The organism is Brucella pituitosa (assembly GCF_965577835.1).
GTDB classification, from domain to species: domain Bacteria; phylum Pseudomonadota; class Alphaproteobacteria; order Rhizobiales; family Rhizobiaceae; genus Brucella; species Brucella pituitosa.
This window is the reverse complement of sequence record NZ_OZ264092.1, coordinates 619,226-635,119: the sequence shown is the minus strand read 5'-3', so window position 1 is coordinate 635,119 and position 15,894 is coordinate 619,226. Positions and strand designations below refer to the sequence as shown.

Sequence of the window (15,894 nt, the reverse complement as noted above, 5' to 3'; positions counted from 1 at the left end):
ACGTTATCTTGAGCTATGCTTTTTTTCGTGAACAAAATTTGGCCACGATCTTCCTTGTCCCCGGTGTTTCTACTTCTTACATAAGCTGTTGCGCCGCAGGAGAAGCGCCGTCGGCCCAGCGCATTGTCGGACCGGTAGTTCAGCCTGCCTCATAAACATAAAAAGCAATGGTTCGCGATGACCACTTATAAATATTTCATTTGGCCGGTATTTTTCACGGTCATTGGACTTCTCTGCGCTCTCTGGCTTGGATATTCGACGACTGGCACTATTGGAGGCATGGTTTCTGTCTTCATCATTTGTGCGGTGTTGAGCGTTCTCGAAATCTCCCTCTCATTCGATAATGCGATCGTTAATGCGCGCATTTTGCGTGATATGACGCCGGAGTGGCAGCATCGGTTTTTGACCTGGGGTATCATCATTGCCGTCTTCGGCATGCGCATCATTTTTCCGCTTGCAATCGTTGCGGTCGCCATGTGGACAGATCCGATTTCGGCGCTGAAACTCGCTATATGGCAGCCAGATGAATATGCGCGGGTGATCGCGGAATCCCATACGGGCATTGCAGCATTTGGCGGCACATTCCTGCTCATGGTCGGCATGAAATACTTTTTCGATGTCGAAAAGGATGTGCATTGGGTCAGGATTATTGAAAGCCGCATGTCGAAGTTCGCATCGGTTCAAGGTGTTGAAATCGGCGTTGCCATAGCGCTTATCCTGTTCTTCTCTTACCAGCTTGATGCTGAGCATTCGCATACATTCCTGGTAGCAGCACTGTTCGGTCTACTGACCTTTCTGGCTGTCGAAGGCTTAGGCGAGGTGCTGGACGCATCGCAGGAACAGGTGGATATGGTCCACCGCGGCGGTCTTGGTGCCTTCATTTATCTTGAAGTGCTCGATGCCAGCTTCTCATTCGACGGTGTTATCGGCGCCTTTGCGCTGACGACCAATCTGTTTGTCATTGCGATCGGCCTTGGTATCGGCGCGTTCTACGTACGCTCGCTCACCATCATGCTGGTCGAGCGCAAGACACTTGGTCAGTATCGTTATCTGGAGCATGGCGCGTTTTACGCCATTCTGGTGCTGGCTGTGATCATGTATGTGCAGACGCTGTTCCATATTCCGGAAGTCATCACTGGCCTGATCGGTGCTGTGCTAATCGGTCTCTCCTTGATGTCATCGATCCGCTTCAACAAGAATAATCCGGAGTGGCAGAAAGAGGCCGATGAGGCTGCGTTGCACTAAGCATCTGGAACAACTGCTAGTAAAAGGCGGCTTTGGCCGCCTTTTTTGTTGCCTATTGACCGAATCGAAAGAGTTAGCGAGCCTTGATGCGCTTATGGCGCTATCGCCAGAGCATATCAGCATAGGCCGCAGGTCTCGAAGAGGCTGCGGCTGCGACTTTTTTGGAGAGGGGTTTTCCATGGTCGTTACTCGTTTGAGCAAAACCGCATTCGTTGCGGCAATTGCCTTCTTCGCAACACTCGTTTCCTTTGGCAACATTACCGACTACGGCAGTAATTTCGCGTTCGTGCAGCACGTTTTGCTCATGGATACGATTTTTCCTGATGCGACGATCAAATATCGCGCCATAGACAGCAATGTCCTGCACAATGCCGGTTACATTCTGATCATTGCCGCAGAAACGCTGACAGCCGTTCTGTGTTGGATTGGCGCTTTCGCAATGTTCGGTCGTCTGAGCGGGGATGCAGGAAGCTTCAACCGTTCCAAGAAATGGGCCATTGCGGGTCTTTCGGTTGGCTTCCTCGTCTGGCAGGTCGGCTTTATGTCTATCGGTGGCGAATGGTTCGGCATGTGGATGTCATCCACATGGAACGGCATTGAATCTGCTTTCCGCTTCTTCATAACCATCATTGCTGTGCTGATCTATGTCGTTCTGCCTGATGGTGAATTGCAGAAATAATCAGAGCAAATGCGATGCAAGGGCGGGTTCGTTGATGAGTTCAACGCCCGCCTTTTGCATTTTTTCGAGCATGGTATTCATGGAGCCGCCGATGTCTATGCCGCGGCAGGCGTCCAGCCGAACACGCACTTGAAAGCCGTGTGAAACTGCATCAAGTGCTGAGAAAGCCACGCAGAAATCCGTAGCCAAACCGGCCAGTGTTAATGAACCGATGTTGCGTTCGCGCAGGTATCCCGCAAGGCCCGTAGGGGTCTGGTGATCGTTCTCAAACAGGGCCGAATAGCTGTCCACTCCTATGCGGAACCCCTTGCGGATAAGCATCTGCGCACGCGTCCATTGCAAATCTGGATGAAAATCCGCACCGTGTGTGCCCTGAACGCAGTGATCCGGCCATAATGTTTGCGGGCCATAGGGCATATGGATGGTATCGAAGGGCTTTTTTCCGGGATGGCTGGTTGCAAAGCTGGAATGTCCCGCCGGATGCCAGTCTTGTGTCAGAATGACATGCTCGCTCTCGTCAATCAGCCGGTTGATAGCCGGTAGAATTTCATCACCCTTATCGACGGCCAGCGCGCCACCAGGGCAGAAATCATTTTGCACATCAACGACGAGAAGGGCATGACCAATCATAAGATGCTCCTGACTGTTTTCATGTAATTATAGTCAGCGGCGCAGGCGCATACCAGTCAATATCAGCGTTCTGGTATTACATTGTCTTTGGTGCTAACGACCGGCTTTATCTATCTGGACAGGGGATGATCATGACTGATGAAATCACGCGCGACAGCAACGGGACGCAGCTCAATGACGGTGATTCCGTTACGCTCATCAAGGATTTGAAGGTCAAAGGAACGTCAACGACGCTCAAGCGTGGCACGCTGGTCAAAGGCATTCGGCTGACTGGCAATCCGGATGAGGTTGATTGCAGCACCAAGCAGGTCAAAGGCCTCGTGCTGCGTACCGAATTTCTGAAGAAGGCTTAAAGCATTTCCAGCAAAAAGTGCGAAGCGGTTTTGCGTAGGATAATGCGAAAAAACAAATAGTTACAGCGGCTCCAACGATTCAGTCTTAACTGGAACCGCTGTAACGACTTCATAATTTAAACTGGTAGAGCGCACTGCGCTCTACGCATCAATTTCGACACGGCCACGCGGACGGCTGCAACAGGCAAGAATATAGCCGTCTGCGATTTCGTCGTCACGGATGCCGCCATTGTGGTTCATTTCCGTCTCGCCACCGATGCATTTAACCTTGCAGGTGCCGCAGATGCCGAACTCGCAGGCGCTTGGGATTTTAAGCCCACCATTGCGGGCTGCGAGCAAGATGGTGTCGTTCTCGGTGCATTCGACTTCGACGCCTGACAGGCTGAAGACGACGCTTGCGGGTGCGACAGCAGGTTTTGTTGGAGCCGCAGGTGTATCGACTTGCAGTGTCGAAGGTACTGGCACTGCGGAAATTTCAGTCGCAGGCTGAAAACTCTCCTGATGATAATTGGCCATGTTGAAGCCGGATTGCTCCAGAAGGCCGCGCACGCCATTCATGAATGGCTCAGGGCCGCAGCAGAATACTTTGCGATGCAGGAAATCGGGTGCCAGCAGTTCAAGCCGTGCGCGGTCGATGCGACCATGCAGACCCGGCCAGACATGGCGCGCCGATGATTGTTCCACAATGAAAGCAAGATGCATGGCTTCCATGCGACCGGAGAGAAGCTCCAGTTCTTTGCGGAAGATGATGTCATCAGGTGTGCGTGCACAATTGATGAAGGCTACATCGGTTGCCGGCGCGCAATCGAAAAGCCAGCGCGTCATCGACACCATAGGTGTGATGCCTGAGCCAGCCGAGATGAACAGGTATTTCTCGCTCGGATGATTGGCGAGCGAGAAGTCGCCATTCGGGCCATAGGCCTTGATGGTCATCGGCGGACGCAGATTGTCGAGCATCCAGCGGGTGCCAATGCTGTCTTTCTGTGCCTTGACCGTAACTGAGATATGGTAGGGTCGCGAAGGTGTGGATGAGAGCGTATAGGTGCGCAATACCGGACCAAGTCCATCGGAGCGCTCGATTGGAAGTTCGAGCGTGATGAACTGTCCTGGCGTATAGCGAAACCAGTTGTCATCCTGAGTTTTGAAGGAGAAGGTCATGACGTCTGGCGCTTCTTCGATGGCCGAGATGCATTGCAGCATCTGCAACCTGTCGTTCCACGGCAGCATCTCATCCAGATATTTCAGAGGCTGCATGGCCTTCTCACTTCTCTATTTCAGTTTACTTCAGGCTACGCGGCTAAGCTTTGCGGCTTCGCCTTTCAGGCGAGGTGTGATGGTGTTGGTGTACCATTCGAGAAACTGCATCACACCGCCTTCGTGCTCGACCGAATAAGGGCCGGGCTGGTAGGCGGGTGAGCGAATACCGATCGCATTTTCTTCCACAATCTGACGGTCCTGATCATTGGTCTGAATCCAGACATGAGTCAGCTCATCAAGATCGTAATCAACGCCTTCAACTGCATCCTTGTGAACCAGCCATTTGGTCGTAACCATAGTTTCCTCAGCACTGATCGGCAAAACGCGGAAGGAAATTGCGTGATCGACCATCAGGTGATTCCATGTGGACGGGTAGTTAAAGAGCAGCATTGCGCCGATATTGGTATTGCCCGACACCTGATCGCTCAGTGGCTTCTTCACGGCAGGTTTGCCCGACATGGTATAGCTCACGGCATCACGCAGCAGCGGAATGCGTGTGATGCGATAGCGGCCGTCTTCCGACATGTTGAATTCAGCAGGCAGGCCGATGGAAGCGCAGTTTTTCCAGAGCTGGTTGATTTCCGGATCTTCCATCACACCCTGAACGCCGGTTGCGCTTGGTGCTTCAGGATAGGTACGGCAGAGCTCTGGATGGTTGGCAGCGCAGTGGTAGCACTCGCGGTTGTTTTCCCATACCAGCTTCCAGTTGCCTTTCTCGATAATCGAGCTTTCAAAGGCAACCTTGGCCTCCTTGATATTGTGTGGCACGAGATAGGGCTCGACCAGTGTACGGAAGCTGTTGAAGTCAGGTGCTTCGTCAGCGAGGCAAACATAGATGTAGCCAGCAACGCTCTCGCAATGAACCTGCTTCAGACCATATTCCGCAGGCTTGAAGTCCGGGCCGACCTGACGCGCGAAGAGAAGGCGACCGTCAAGTTCATAGGTCCACTGGTGATAAGGGCAGACGAGCTTTGCTGCGGTGCCTTTTTCCGCCGAACAGATGCGCGAACCGCGATGGCGGCAGGAATTGTGGAACGCACGGATGCCGCCTTGTGCATCGCGCACGATCACGACGGGATAGGCGCCAACCTGCACTGTCATGTAGGAGCCGGTCTTCGGCAGTTCGCAATCATGGCCGACAAACAGCCAGTCGCGGTAAAAGATGTTTTCCAGATCCAGCTTGTGATAGTCAGGATCAGTATAAAACTTCTGTTCAAGGCTGAAATTTGGGTCACGCCCGGTCAAAAGCCCCAGCATTTCGTTGCGAACGTCCATAGAATCGACCCTTTGTGCCGTATCAAGGTCGCGCTTGTGCTGTTCTCTCAGCGACGTTTGCTCGACCTACTGTTCCCGTTGTCTTCCGAAAGCACGGCTTTTCCCGTTATCTCAATGGCTTGTCCGTTCATCCGGTTCGGTTCAGACTGGCTTTCGTTGTCATGATTCAATCATTGAAATGTTCTAAACGCGCATTGGGATGCGACATGATTTTCGCGTAAAGACGACACGTCAAAATGACGCGCAGCATTTCGCAAATATGAGTGACTTACGCGCATGGGATTGCCAAAATGGCAGAAAGCCAGTTACCAAGCTGTCAAATATATCCTGTTTCATTCCATGGGAGGCTTAGAGGCCATGAAACGTTCAGAAATTAATGAGATTATCCGTGAGAGCGATGCTTTCATCCGCTCCTTTGGCTATATCATGCCTCCCTTTGCTTACTGGTCGCCTGAAGAGCTGAAAACACGCACTTCGAGCGATGCAAAGGCAATTCTCGACGGTCGCCTCGGATGGGATATTACAGATTACGGTCAGGGCAAGTTTGCCGACCTCGGCCTGTTTCTTTTCACCACGCGCAATGGCAATGCTGAAGATCTCAAGCGCGGTGGCGGTATGCTTTATGCCGAAAAGATCATGATTTCGCGCAAGAACCAGATTTCGCCAATGCATCGCCATGTGGTGAAGGCAGAAGACATCATCAATCGTGGTGGTGGTACGCTGGTGCTTGAGCTTTTCAATTCGCGTGCCGACGGCAGCGTCGATGAAGAAACCGATGTCACGGTTGCGACGGACGGTCGTCTGGTTACGCAGAAGGCAGGTGCACATCTCAAGCTCGCGCCGGGCGAAAGTGTGACGCTTCTGCCGGGCAACTGGCATGCATTCTGGGGTGAGGGCGGCGATGTGCTGATCGGTGAAGTATCGACGGTCAATGACGATCTGACAGACAATATTTTCCGCGAGCCGATCGGGCGCTTCTCCAATATTGAAGAAAACGAGAAGCCACTACACCTCTTGGTGTCGGACTATGATAAATGGCTTTAAGCTAAATTGAAGGACTGAACATATGAAGCTGGCGATGATCGGAACGGGCTATGTGGGTCTGGTTTCGGGTGTGTGTTTTGCCGAATTTGGCTTTCACGTTACCTGTGTCGACAAGAATCCGTCGATCATCGAGCGGCTGACTGCGGGCAAGGTCACGATTTTTGAACCGGGGCTTGATGAGCTCATGGCGCGAAATATTCGTGACGGACGGCTTGAGTTCAGTACTGATCTTGCAACCAGCGTTGCAGATGCCGATGTGATCCTGATCGCTGTCGGCACACCATCGCGGCGCGGTGATGGTGAAGCGGATCTGCAATATATTGAGGCGGCTGCCGACGAAATTGCAGCAGCCATGAAGCCGGGTGCGGTAGTCGTCATCAAGTCGACGGTCGTAGTTGGTACCAATGCGCGTATTCGTGATCGTATTGCCGCAGCACGTCCGGGTGTTGAATTCTCGATGGTATCAAACCCGGAATTTCTGCGCGAAGGATCGGCGATTGAAGATTTCATGCGTCCTGACCGTGTGGTGGTTGGCGTTGATGATGAGCGCGGCAAGGCTGCTATGCAGCGGCTTTATCGCCCGCTTTATCTGCGTGAGACGCCGATGGTTGTCACGTCGCTGGAAAATGCCGAAATCATCAAATATGCAGCCAATGCATTTCTTGCGATGAAAGTAACCTTCATCAATCAGGTTGCAGATCTTTGCGAAAAGACCGGTGGCAATGTGCAGGAAGTTGCGCGCGCCATTGGCATGGATAACCGCATCGGCTCGAAATTCCTGCATGCAGGTCCGGGTTTCGGGGGCTCGTGCTTTCCGAAAGATACACGTGCGTTTGCTGCTACAGGCAAAAAATACGATGCACCGCAGTCTCTGATCGAAGAAGTAATTGCAGTCAACGAAGCACGCAAACAGTCGATGGCGGAGCGCATTGTTGCCGCTGCTCACGAGAGCGGCGCGAAGACAGTTGCTGTGCTTGGTGTCGCGTTCAAACCGAATACGGATGATATTCGTGAATCACCATCGCTCGACATTATTGCGGCTATCCAGAACGCAGGCATTTCTGTTCGTGCCCATGATCCTGAGGCAATGGATGCTGCCAAAATGGTCCTGCCGGATGTGATCTGGTGTAGTTCAGCTTATGAAGCAGCAAAAGGCGCTGGTGTCGTAGCACTGCTAACCGAGTGGAATGCTTATCGTGCACTTGATCTCAAGCGTATCGCGAGCGTGATGGAAGGCAATGTGCTGATCGATCTGCGCAATGTCTACAAATCTGAAGACATTGCTGGCTTGGATATCGATTACCGCTCTGTCGGACGCGGTAGGCTGACGGCGAAAGTGTAACGCTCAGTTTGGTGCACCGTAATATATTTCGCTGGTCCAACCACGGTCTATGTTTGTTTCAACGCCACATTTGCGATCAGCGATCAAAGACTCGGCTTGGCCCACGCCGGGATAACCATTCCTCCAGAATAGTTCTTTGGTCGCGAATTTTGTGTGTAATGTCGACAAATTACTCAGGAGACTTATCTGATCGCATGTTTCAGCGTCATAAGTCTCGTAAACGGCCTCGTCGAAACTCCTGTAATTGCTGTCGGGCAGCTCGACATTGAGATTTTGCGATCCCGCCTCTACACCGTTTCTCAGAACGGAGATGGTTATGAGCCATTTCTTCACGGACTGTGGATCGATTCCAACGGGTATATCTCGTGTGAGAGTTCCTCTTACGATGTCGCCGGGCTGAACCGTCGTATTGCCAGTTTTGCAATATCCGTTCGTGCATAGATTGGGGCCTACGGCCCAGCTGGCAATAGACCATTGAGGTCCCAGGGCCCCGCTCTGATTAAAGCCCAGGACAGGTTGAATTATGATGGGGCCGTAAGTCTGTATTGAATTAAACAAAAACAGAACTTGATGTCCGAATGACCGTGGATTGTGTGGAACGGTCCACTCTCCGACAATTTTCCGGACGCCGTTGTCACGCGGTAATTGATGGCTTATCGATGCCTCCCATCCTCCGATGGTCCGGTTGTTGAGATCAATGTCCAAATTGGAGGAGCTGATCTCTTTTCCGTATTTTGAATATTGAGTGTAATCGCAGTCTTTGATGTTTCTTTCCGATCCGTCTGCTTTTGCGATCTTTCCGTCGCTTTTAACAGTTTCACCCTCTTCGATGGTTACGATGCAATCCGGGTGTGCATATCCACGCGGTGTGGCCATGTAATCTTCAGGTATATTGGATGGTCTTCCGTCAAGTTTCATCGACGAGGAGGTTGTCTTGCTATAGGATATGTCTGTTCCTGCGACGATCAGGGAAATCAATGTGTATGAAACTAATTTGCAAATAAAACTCATCATATTTACCTCCATTTTGGAGGTAAATAAATACGATGCGAATGAGTTGGTTTATACTGTAACTATTTTCAAGTCTTCAATATTTCGCGTTCTGGCAGTTGATCATTCTTCTGCTGTAAGTTTCTTCTCGTTGGCGATGAGCCAGAGATTGCGGACATAGACAATCAGACCCAAGGCCTGACCGGCGATGAAAACCGGGTCTTTGCGCTGGATCGCATAGATCAGAAGAAGCGCGCCGCCAAACAACGAAAAGAACCAGAATGCCACCGGCATGACACTTTTCTTGGCTTTTTCCGAAGCCAGCCACTGCACGACGAAACGCATGGTAAAGCAGGCCTGTGCAACAAAGCCCAGAATGATCCAGCCGTCCCATTGCGCCACGAATACATCGTGAAGCCATTGAACGAGACTGTTAAGAATGTCAGTCATGGGTAATCTCCGTCACGCGCGGCACAACCTTGCGGCGCTTGCGCAGCCACCAAACGCCATAAAGGTCGAGAATACCGCGCAGGCCGCGGTCCAGAATGCCGTAATTGGATTTTCCGTGGCGGCGTTCGCGGTCGGTGACATCGATATGTACGACATCAAAGCCTTCGCGAAGAGCCAGCGCGGGCAGATAACGGTGCCAGCCGTCGAAGAACGGCAGCTGACGGAAAAGATCGGTATGCAGCGCTTTCAGGCCGCAGCCGGAATCGCGGGTCTTATCTTTCAGGATTGAACCACGCAGATTATTGGCAAAGCGTGATGAAAGCTGCTTGAGCTTGGTATCTGTACGCTTGAGGCGCTGTCCGGCGGCAATACCAAAGGCGGGGCCTGCATTAATGAGAGCATCTGCGAGCGCGGGCAAATAGGCCGGATTGTTCTGTCCATCGCCATCCATCGTGACAACAATCTGGCCGTGCGCTGCGAAAACGCCTGAACGCAGAGCAGCACTCTGTCCTGCAGAACGATCATGGCGGATATGGCGCAGCGGCTTGCCTGCATGAATGCGGCCCGCCAGTACGTCGCTCGTGGAATCTGTCGAGCCATCATCCACGACGATCACTTCATATGCGCGACCAAGCATTGCACTGTCGACTTCATCGAGCAGAAAAGCGAGATTGTCGGCTTCATTGCGGCAGGGGATGACCACAGAAATCGTTGGTGTTGCCAAGCGGAGCTTCCTTCATTCCTTGCGCATTTGCCGTAAAACCGGTGTGCTTAGTGTTTATGTACAGATGCCCTGTAGCGCGCAAGGCGGGCTCCATAACATTGATTGCGAGGCAAACCAAGATGTTTCAAGAAATCGTGAGTTTGATCCGGTATTTGAATATCTGCAGGTTTTAGCCGGAGATGCGGCTGGACGGAAGTACCTCGGTGAGCCAATCCAGAAAATTCTGCGTCACCTCATCCCGATTGATCTCATTCAGGCTTTCATGGCGCGTGCCGGGATAGATGGTGCAGGTAACATTGCTAAAGCCCATCGCCTGCATTCTGTCGGCCAGTTTACGCGTGGCTTTGGCTTTATCCGTTGCCGGATCTTCCGTACCGCCGACGAGATTGAACGGCAGGTCTTTGCGGATTTTCGCAAAGTTGCTGTCGGTCGCGCCATTCTTCATCATGCGAAAGACGTCAATCCAGAGTGCCACACTTGCATCAAAGCCACAGAGAGGATCATTCACATAGGCTTCCACTTCTGTAGCATCGCGCGAGAGCCAGTCAAAAGCCGTGCGATGACCAGGAATGGAGTTACCCCATGCCCGGAACGTAAGCTTCGGCAGAAGTGCGCTTGGCACGTCCGAGCCTTTGAGCATGCGTTCGGCATGAAGCAATGCCATCGCTGCACTGTTCTCAATGCCGCCGTTGAAATTGGCGTTCCACACGGCGACAGCATCAATCGTATCCGAATGCGCAAGCGTGTAGTTCAGCGCGATAAGCCCGCCCATTGAATGACCGAATAACACCACCGGTAAGCCCGGATGCGTTGCATGAATATGGCGGTTCAGGGCCAGAACATCCCCGATAGCCACTCTATCGCCGTCTTTTGGTGTGAACATCCCTCTCGGTGCATGTGGACCGATATTGGCGCCGTGCCCGCGATGATCATGTGCATAAACATGATACCCAGCCTGGTTTAGCGCTGTGGCAAAACGTGCATAGCGGGCCGAATGTTCGGCAAGTCCATGACAGATATGCACGACAGCTTTCGGTGCCGCAGTGAGCGACTGCCTATAGGGCAGTGCGATTTCGCTTGTCAGAGGCAGGTGATGGATGGTTTCAAACGTCATGAGATCATCAGAATTTATGCCGCGCAAATAGTCAAATTCTCTTTTAGTTACGTCTCAAAAAAAGGCATCCAGGAGTTGAATGAATTAATTTTAGGCATTTGCAATTTTTGAGCAAATTCCGCTTGAAAACCGCAAAATCCTAGGCAAATCTATCTTTATCAGGGGATATGGACGGAGTTTTGAAGAGAATTCAGGGGCGTTGAATTCCAGTCTTTTGGGCATAACTAGCAGGCCATTCGGTGAAAGGGAGGAAACTTTCCCGAGTGGTGGCCAGAGGGGAAACCGGGTGACGGAAATATCCGCGCCCGGTTTCATTTATTTTGGGCCATGAGAAAATCGGTGCTTCGCTCTCGCAATGAGAGTGATCGGTGCAATCCGTGCGATGATGTTTGCTTCCGCGCTCTATTTCGCCTACATAGCCAGCAGCAATTTCCCGCGCTTCGGCATCAGGTCGAACCGCGCTTTCCAACCTGTGGAGACGACGCGCTTTATGGCACGCCAATTCATCTATCATATGTCCGGGCTGAATAAGGCCTACGGCGCCAAGAAGGTTATCGAAAATCTTCATCTGTCATTCTATCCAGATGCGAAGATTGGTATTCTCGGACCAAACGGCGCTGGTAAATCGACAATTCTCAAGATCATGGCTGGTCTCGACAAGGACTTCACCGGCGAAGCCTGGCTCGCAGACGGTGCGACTTGTGGTTACCTTGCGCAGGAACCGCATCTCGACCCTGAAAAGACCGTGCTCGGCAACGTGATGGAAGGTGTGGCTGCGAAGACCGCCATTCTCGACCGTTATAATGAGCTGATGATGAACTATTCTGATGAAACAGCTGACGAAGGTGCAGCACTTCAGGATCTCATCGACAGCCAGAACCTCTGGGATCTCGACAGCCAGGTCGAAATGGCGATGGAAGCTCTGCGCTGCCCGCCAGCGGATGCCGATGTCACCAAGCTTTCGGGTGGTGAGCGTCGTCGTGTAGCACTTTGCAAGCTTCTCCTGTCGAAGCCTGATCTGCTGCTGCTTGACGAACCGACCAACCATCTTGACGCTGAAACCACTGCCTGGCTGGAAAAGCACCTGCGTGAATATGAGGGCGCTGTCCTGCTTATCACGCACGATCGCTACTTCCTTGACAATGTAACAGGCTGGATTCTCGAACTCGATCGCGGTCGTGGTATTCCATATGAAGGCAACTATTCTGCCTATCTGGAAGCCAAGTCCAAGCGCATGATTCAGGAAGGCCGTGAAGACGACTCCCGTCAGAAAGCACTTGAGCGTGAGCGCCAGTGGATTGCAGCGAGCCCTAAAGCGCGTCAGTCGAAGTCGAAGGCTCGTATCAAGGCTTATGATCAGCTGGTTGAAGCTGCCAACAATCAGCGTCCGGGCGATGCCCAGATTCTGATCCCGGCTGGCGAGCGCCTTGGTCAGGTGGTTATTGAAGCCGAAGGTCTGACCAAGTCGTTTGGCGATCGTATGCTGATCGAGAACCTGACATTCAAGCTGCCTCCGGGTGGTATCGTTGGTGTTATCGGTCCAAACGGTGCGGGTAAGTCGACACTGTTCAAGATGATTACCGGGCAGGAAAAGCCGGATTCGGGTTCGATCCGTATCGGTGATACGGTTCATCTTGGTTATGTCGATCAGAGCCGCGATCACCTCGACCCGAACAAGAATGTCTGGGAAGAAATTTCCGGCGGTAACGACATTATCAAGCTCGGCAAATTTGAAATGAACTCCCGCGCTTATTGCGGTGCGTTCAACTTCAAGGGCGGCGATCAGCAGGCGAAAGTCGGCAATCTGTCCGGTGGTCAGCGTAATCGTGTGCATCTTGCCAAGATGTTGCAGGCAGGCGGCAACGTTCTGCTTCTCGACGAACCGACCAACGATCTTGATACGGAAACGCTGGCAGCGCTTGAAGATGCGCTTGAAAAATACGCTGGTTGCGCCGTTATCATCTCCCACGATCGTATGTTCCTCGATCGTCTGGCAACGCATATTCTGGCATTCGAAGGCGATAGCCATGTCGAATGGTTCGAAGGCAACTTCGAGGATTATGAAGCGGATAAGGTCCGTCGTCTTGGACCTGAAAGCGTCAATCCGAAGCGGGTTACTTACAAGCCGCTGACGCGCTAAAGAAATTGAGGCCGGTGCAATGCACCGGCCTTTTTATTTGGAAGGAGTGGAGAATGAAAGACTGGTCCGCAAAACAGTATCTGAAGTTTGAGGATGAACGCAGCCGCCCGGCAGCCGACCTTCTCGCACAGATAGCGATCGATAGTCCGCGCAAGGTGGTTGATATTGGTTGCGGTCCCGGAAACTCCACCGAACTTTTGGCTGAACGCTGGCCGGATGCCCAGATTTCGGGCTTTGACACATCGCCGGATATGATTGAGAAAGCCAGACAGCGCCTGCCACAGGTGGATTTCGCTCTGGGTGATCTGACAAAGTTTGAACCAGATGCGGAAACGCATGTGCTGTTTTCCAATGCAGTATTTCAGTGGATTCCGGATCATAAGGAGCAGATGCGACGACTTCTGTCACAGCTTCAAAACGGTGCTTATCTCGCTGTGCAGATGCCGGATAATATGGGTGAACCGACCCATATATTGATGCGTGAAGTTGCCAAAACTGCCCCCTTTAAGGCGAAGATTGGCGATAAGGGCAGGGCACCGCTGCCGCCTGCTGCCGATTATTATAATGCTTTGATCGATCAAGCTTCCCGCGTCGATATCTGGCATGTGGTTTATAACCATCAGCTAGCCGATGTAGACGCTATTATTGAGTGGGTGAAATCCACGGGGCTGCGTCCGTTTCTCGATCCATTGGACGATGACGAACAGCGCGAATTTTTGAAAGCCTACAAATCACGCCTTGAGGAATTCTATCCAACACTGAATGACGGTCGTGTATTGTTGCGCTTCCCACGAATTTTCATTGTTGCCAGAAAATAAGATAATCGTTTTCGCGAGGCCCGACGAGCTTAGGGGCGAGGGCTCTCTCACAAAGATTTTACCGGGTTGGCTAAATGATGATCCGGTAAAGTGTTTAATATTCAGATACTTGCATGATCGCGAAAGGCTTCCTCAGCCAATAGTAGTCTGTGGTAATAGATTGCATGCAAACGATATTGATCCTATGATTTTGCGATGTCGGAGGTAATTCCAAATAAGTTTTGATGCCTGCAGGGATCGCTTGATTGGGAGTGGTGACATCTGTTTTCAAAGATGTTGCGTCAAGGTCAGCTTCAGAGACTGTCTGGCTTTCGGGCAGGGTCATGCGGGCTTGCAGACCAAAGTCTGAGGTCTGACCACCTGCCGAATATATTGATTATGGGATCAATGATCACTGGTTTTGTCTCTCCCAGGCAAGGCGGGTGATCATGTAGTCGCTTCCCTTTTGCGGCTGCTTTCGGGAGTTTCAGAATGAGCAATGCAGAAATGCAGATTGATGCCAATGGCGAGATCGAAGAGAAACACGACGCTCACGATACGCGCCGCCGCATCTATGCGATTGTTGCCAGTGCATCTGGTAATCTGGTCGAATGGTACGACTTCTATGTCTATTCATTCGGTGCACTTTATTTCGCGTCACAGTTTTTCCCGGCCGAAGATCAGACCAGTCAGCTGCTGAATGCAGCAGCAATCTTTGCAGCTGGTTTTCTTATGCGCCCTATCGGTGGGTGGGTGTTTGGTCGTCTCGCTGACAAGCTTGGTCGCCGCACCTCTATGCTGATTTCGGTCAGCATGATGTGTCTTGGTTCTTTTGCAATCGCTATCCTTCCGACCTACGAGTCCATCGGTCTCTGGGCGCCACTCCTGCTGCTGTTGGTTCGCCTGCTGCAGGGCCTGTCAGTTGGCGGCGAATACGGTACGACCGCCACGTATATGAGTGAGGTCGCTCTCGCTGGCCGTCGTGGTTTCTTCTCGTCGTTCCAATATGTAACTCTGATCGGCGGACAGCTTCTGGCTGTTCTGGTCCTGGTTATTTTGCAATTCTTCCTCACTTCAGAGCAACTGCACGAGTGGGGCTGGCGCATTCCGTTTGCTATCGGTGGTCTCGCGGCAATCGTGGCGCTTTATCTGCGCCGAACGTTGCATGAAACCTCGACCGAGGAATCCCGCAACAGCAAGGCTGCAGGTAGCTTCGCGACGATCTGGAAGCATCATCGCAAGGCATTTCTGGTTGTTGTCGGCTTCACTGCTGGCGGTTCGCTGACCTTCTATACGTTCACGACCTATATGCAGAAATATCTGGTCAATACGGCCGGTATGAACAAGGAAACAGCCAGCGAGGTTATGACCGTCGCGCTGTTTGCTTTCATGCTCATGCAGCCATTGTTTGGCTATATCTCCGACAAGGTGGGCCGCAAGCCGATGATGATCGCCTTTGGCGGTGTGTCGGTATTGACGACCATTCCACTGCTGACGGTGCTTGGGTCGGTGCAAAGCCCGACCATGGCGTTTGTTTACATCGCAATCGCCTCGGCAATCGTGAGCATGTACACATCGATTGGCGGTATCGTAAAATCAGAATTGTTTCCCGCAGAAGTGCGCGCTTTGGGCGTCGGGTTCTCTTATGCGATTGCCAATGCGATCTTTGGCGGCACAGCCGAGTATGTAGCACTCTGGTTCAAGAAGGTCGGCTTTGAAAGCGGGTTCTTCTGGTATGTCACCATCATGATGGTGATCGTGTTTATCGTGGGACTTGTGATGCCAGATCCTCGGAAAAATGGCTATCTGCAAGGGCATGGCACCCATTAAATTCCGAATGCATAAGCGCCGCCT

Annotated in this window: 16 protein-coding genes; 8 read left to right on the top strand and 8 right to left on the bottom strand. The window is 52.0% G+C overall.

The features are described 5' to 3' along the window. Positions 1-177 precede the first annotated feature (177 nt). Together ACSME1_RS03055 and ACSME1_RS03050 are read left to right on the top strand one after the other, a co-directional pair. Positions 178-1,245, top strand: a complete 1,068-nt coding sequence (locus ACSME1_RS03055; protein ID WP_024899553.1) for a DUF475 domain-containing protein — start codon at positions 178-180, stop codon at positions 1,243-1,245. 178 nt (positions 1,246-1,423) lie between these two features. After that, on the top strand, positions 1,424-1,924 hold the full coding sequence (locus ACSME1_RS03050; protein WP_024899554.1) for a DUF2165 family protein: 501 nt from the start codon (positions 1,424-1,426) through the stop codon (positions 1,922-1,924). Here ACSME1_RS03050 and pncA read toward each other — a convergent pair whose 3' ends face one another. Further along, positions 1,925-2,554, bottom strand: coding sequence for a bifunctional nicotinamidase/pyrazinamidase (gene pncA / locus ACSME1_RS03045; protein ID WP_105534480.1), 630 nt, complete (start codon positions 2,552-2,554; stop codon positions 1,925-1,927). Positions 2,555-2,685: 131 nt separating this feature from the next. Between pncA and ACSME1_RS03040 the strand changes: the two genes are divergently transcribed. Continuing rightward, positions 2,686-2,907: an alkylphosphonate utilization protein gene (locus ACSME1_RS03040; protein WP_007875876.1), complete on the top strand. Its 222-nt coding sequence runs from the start codon at positions 2,686-2,688 to the stop codon at positions 2,905-2,907. A 141-nt stretch (positions 2,908-3,048) separates the two neighbouring features. On the opposite strand, the gene ACSME1_RS03035 is transcribed toward ACSME1_RS03040, so the two are convergent. Then, on the bottom strand, positions 3,049-4,161 hold the full coding sequence (locus ACSME1_RS03035) for a hybrid-cluster NAD(P)-dependent oxidoreductase (protein ID WP_024899556.1): 1,113 nt from the start codon (positions 4,159-4,161) through the stop codon (positions 3,049-3,051). A gap of 30 nt (positions 4,162-4,191) precedes the next feature. After that, entirely contained in the window at positions 4,192-5,439 is a 1,248-nt protein-coding gene (locus ACSME1_RS03030; protein WP_100558757.1) for an aromatic ring-hydroxylating oxygenase subunit alpha, read from the bottom strand. Between the two features lie 357 nt (positions 5,440-5,796). Between ACSME1_RS03030 and ACSME1_RS03025 the strand changes: the two genes are divergently transcribed. Beyond that, the gene (locus ACSME1_RS03025; RefSeq protein ID WP_024899558.1) at positions 5,797-6,483 is read left to right on the top strand and encodes a D-lyxose/D-mannose family sugar isomerase; all 687 of its coding nucleotides are present in this window, start codon (positions 5,797-5,799) and stop codon (positions 6,481-6,483) included. Between the two features lie 22 nt (positions 6,484-6,505). Beyond that, a complete protein-coding gene (locus ACSME1_RS03020) occupies positions 6,506-7,825 on the top strand; it encodes a UDP-glucose dehydrogenase family protein (protein ID WP_105705746.1) in 1,320 nt (439 codons plus the stop codon). A 3-nt stretch (positions 7,826-7,828) separates the two neighbouring features. Here ACSME1_RS03020 and ACSME1_RS03015 read toward each other — a convergent pair whose 3' ends face one another. From ACSME1_RS03015 to ACSME1_RS03000, 4 genes are all read right to left on the bottom strand, one after another. After that, positions 7,829-8,839 (bottom strand): hypothetical protein, encoded by a 1,011-nt coding sequence (locus tag ACSME1_RS03015; RefSeq protein ID WP_100558759.1) that lies wholly within the window; start codon positions 8,837-8,839, stop codon positions 7,829-7,831. Between the two features lie 99 nt (positions 8,840-8,938). Beyond that, entirely contained in the window at positions 8,939-9,265 is a 327-nt protein-coding gene (locus ACSME1_RS03010) for a lipid-A-disaccharide synthase N-terminal domain-containing protein (protein WP_024899561.1), read from the bottom strand. After that, positions 9,258-9,989 (bottom strand): glycosyltransferase family 2 protein, encoded by a 732-nt coding sequence (locus ACSME1_RS03005; RefSeq protein ID WP_024899562.1) that lies wholly within the window; start codon positions 9,987-9,989, stop codon positions 9,258-9,260. The genes ACSME1_RS03010 and ACSME1_RS03005 overlap by 8 nt, the downstream gene beginning before the upstream one ends. Before the next feature lie 169 nt (positions 9,990-10,158). Beyond that, positions 10,159-11,103, bottom strand: coding sequence for an alpha/beta hydrolase (locus ACSME1_RS03000; protein WP_024899563.1), 945 nt, complete (start codon positions 11,101-11,103; stop codon positions 10,159-10,161). Between the two features lie 490 nt (positions 11,104-11,593). Between ACSME1_RS03000 and ettA the strand changes: the two genes are divergently transcribed. Continuing rightward, the gene (gene ettA / locus ACSME1_RS02995; RefSeq protein ID WP_024899564.1) at positions 11,594-13,243 is read left to right on the top strand and encodes an energy-dependent translational throttle protein EttA; all 1,650 of its coding nucleotides are present in this window, start codon (positions 11,594-11,596) and stop codon (positions 13,241-13,243) included. A 53-nt stretch (positions 13,244-13,296) separates the two neighbouring features. Further along, positions 13,297-14,061 carry a trans-aconitate 2-methyltransferase gene (gene tam, locus ACSME1_RS02990; protein WP_024899565.1) on the top strand — a complete coding sequence of 255 codons (765 nt, stop codon included), beginning with the start codon at positions 13,297-13,299 and terminating at the stop codon, positions 14,059-14,061. Positions 14,062-14,155: 94 nt separating this feature from the next. Here the strand turns inward: tam and ACSME1_RS02985 are convergent, their stop codons facing one another. After that, positions 14,156-14,386 (bottom strand): hypothetical protein, encoded by a 231-nt coding sequence (locus ACSME1_RS02985; protein WP_105534481.1) that lies wholly within the window; start codon positions 14,384-14,386, stop codon positions 14,156-14,158. A gap of 146 nt (positions 14,387-14,532) precedes the next feature. Between ACSME1_RS02985 and ACSME1_RS02980 the strand changes: the two genes are divergently transcribed. Continuing rightward, positions 14,533-15,870 (top strand): MFS family transporter, encoded by a 1,338-nt coding sequence (locus tag ACSME1_RS02980; protein ID WP_024899566.1) that lies wholly within the window; start codon positions 14,533-14,535, stop codon positions 15,868-15,870. The last annotated feature ends 24 nt before the right edge of the window (positions 15,871-15,894 follow it).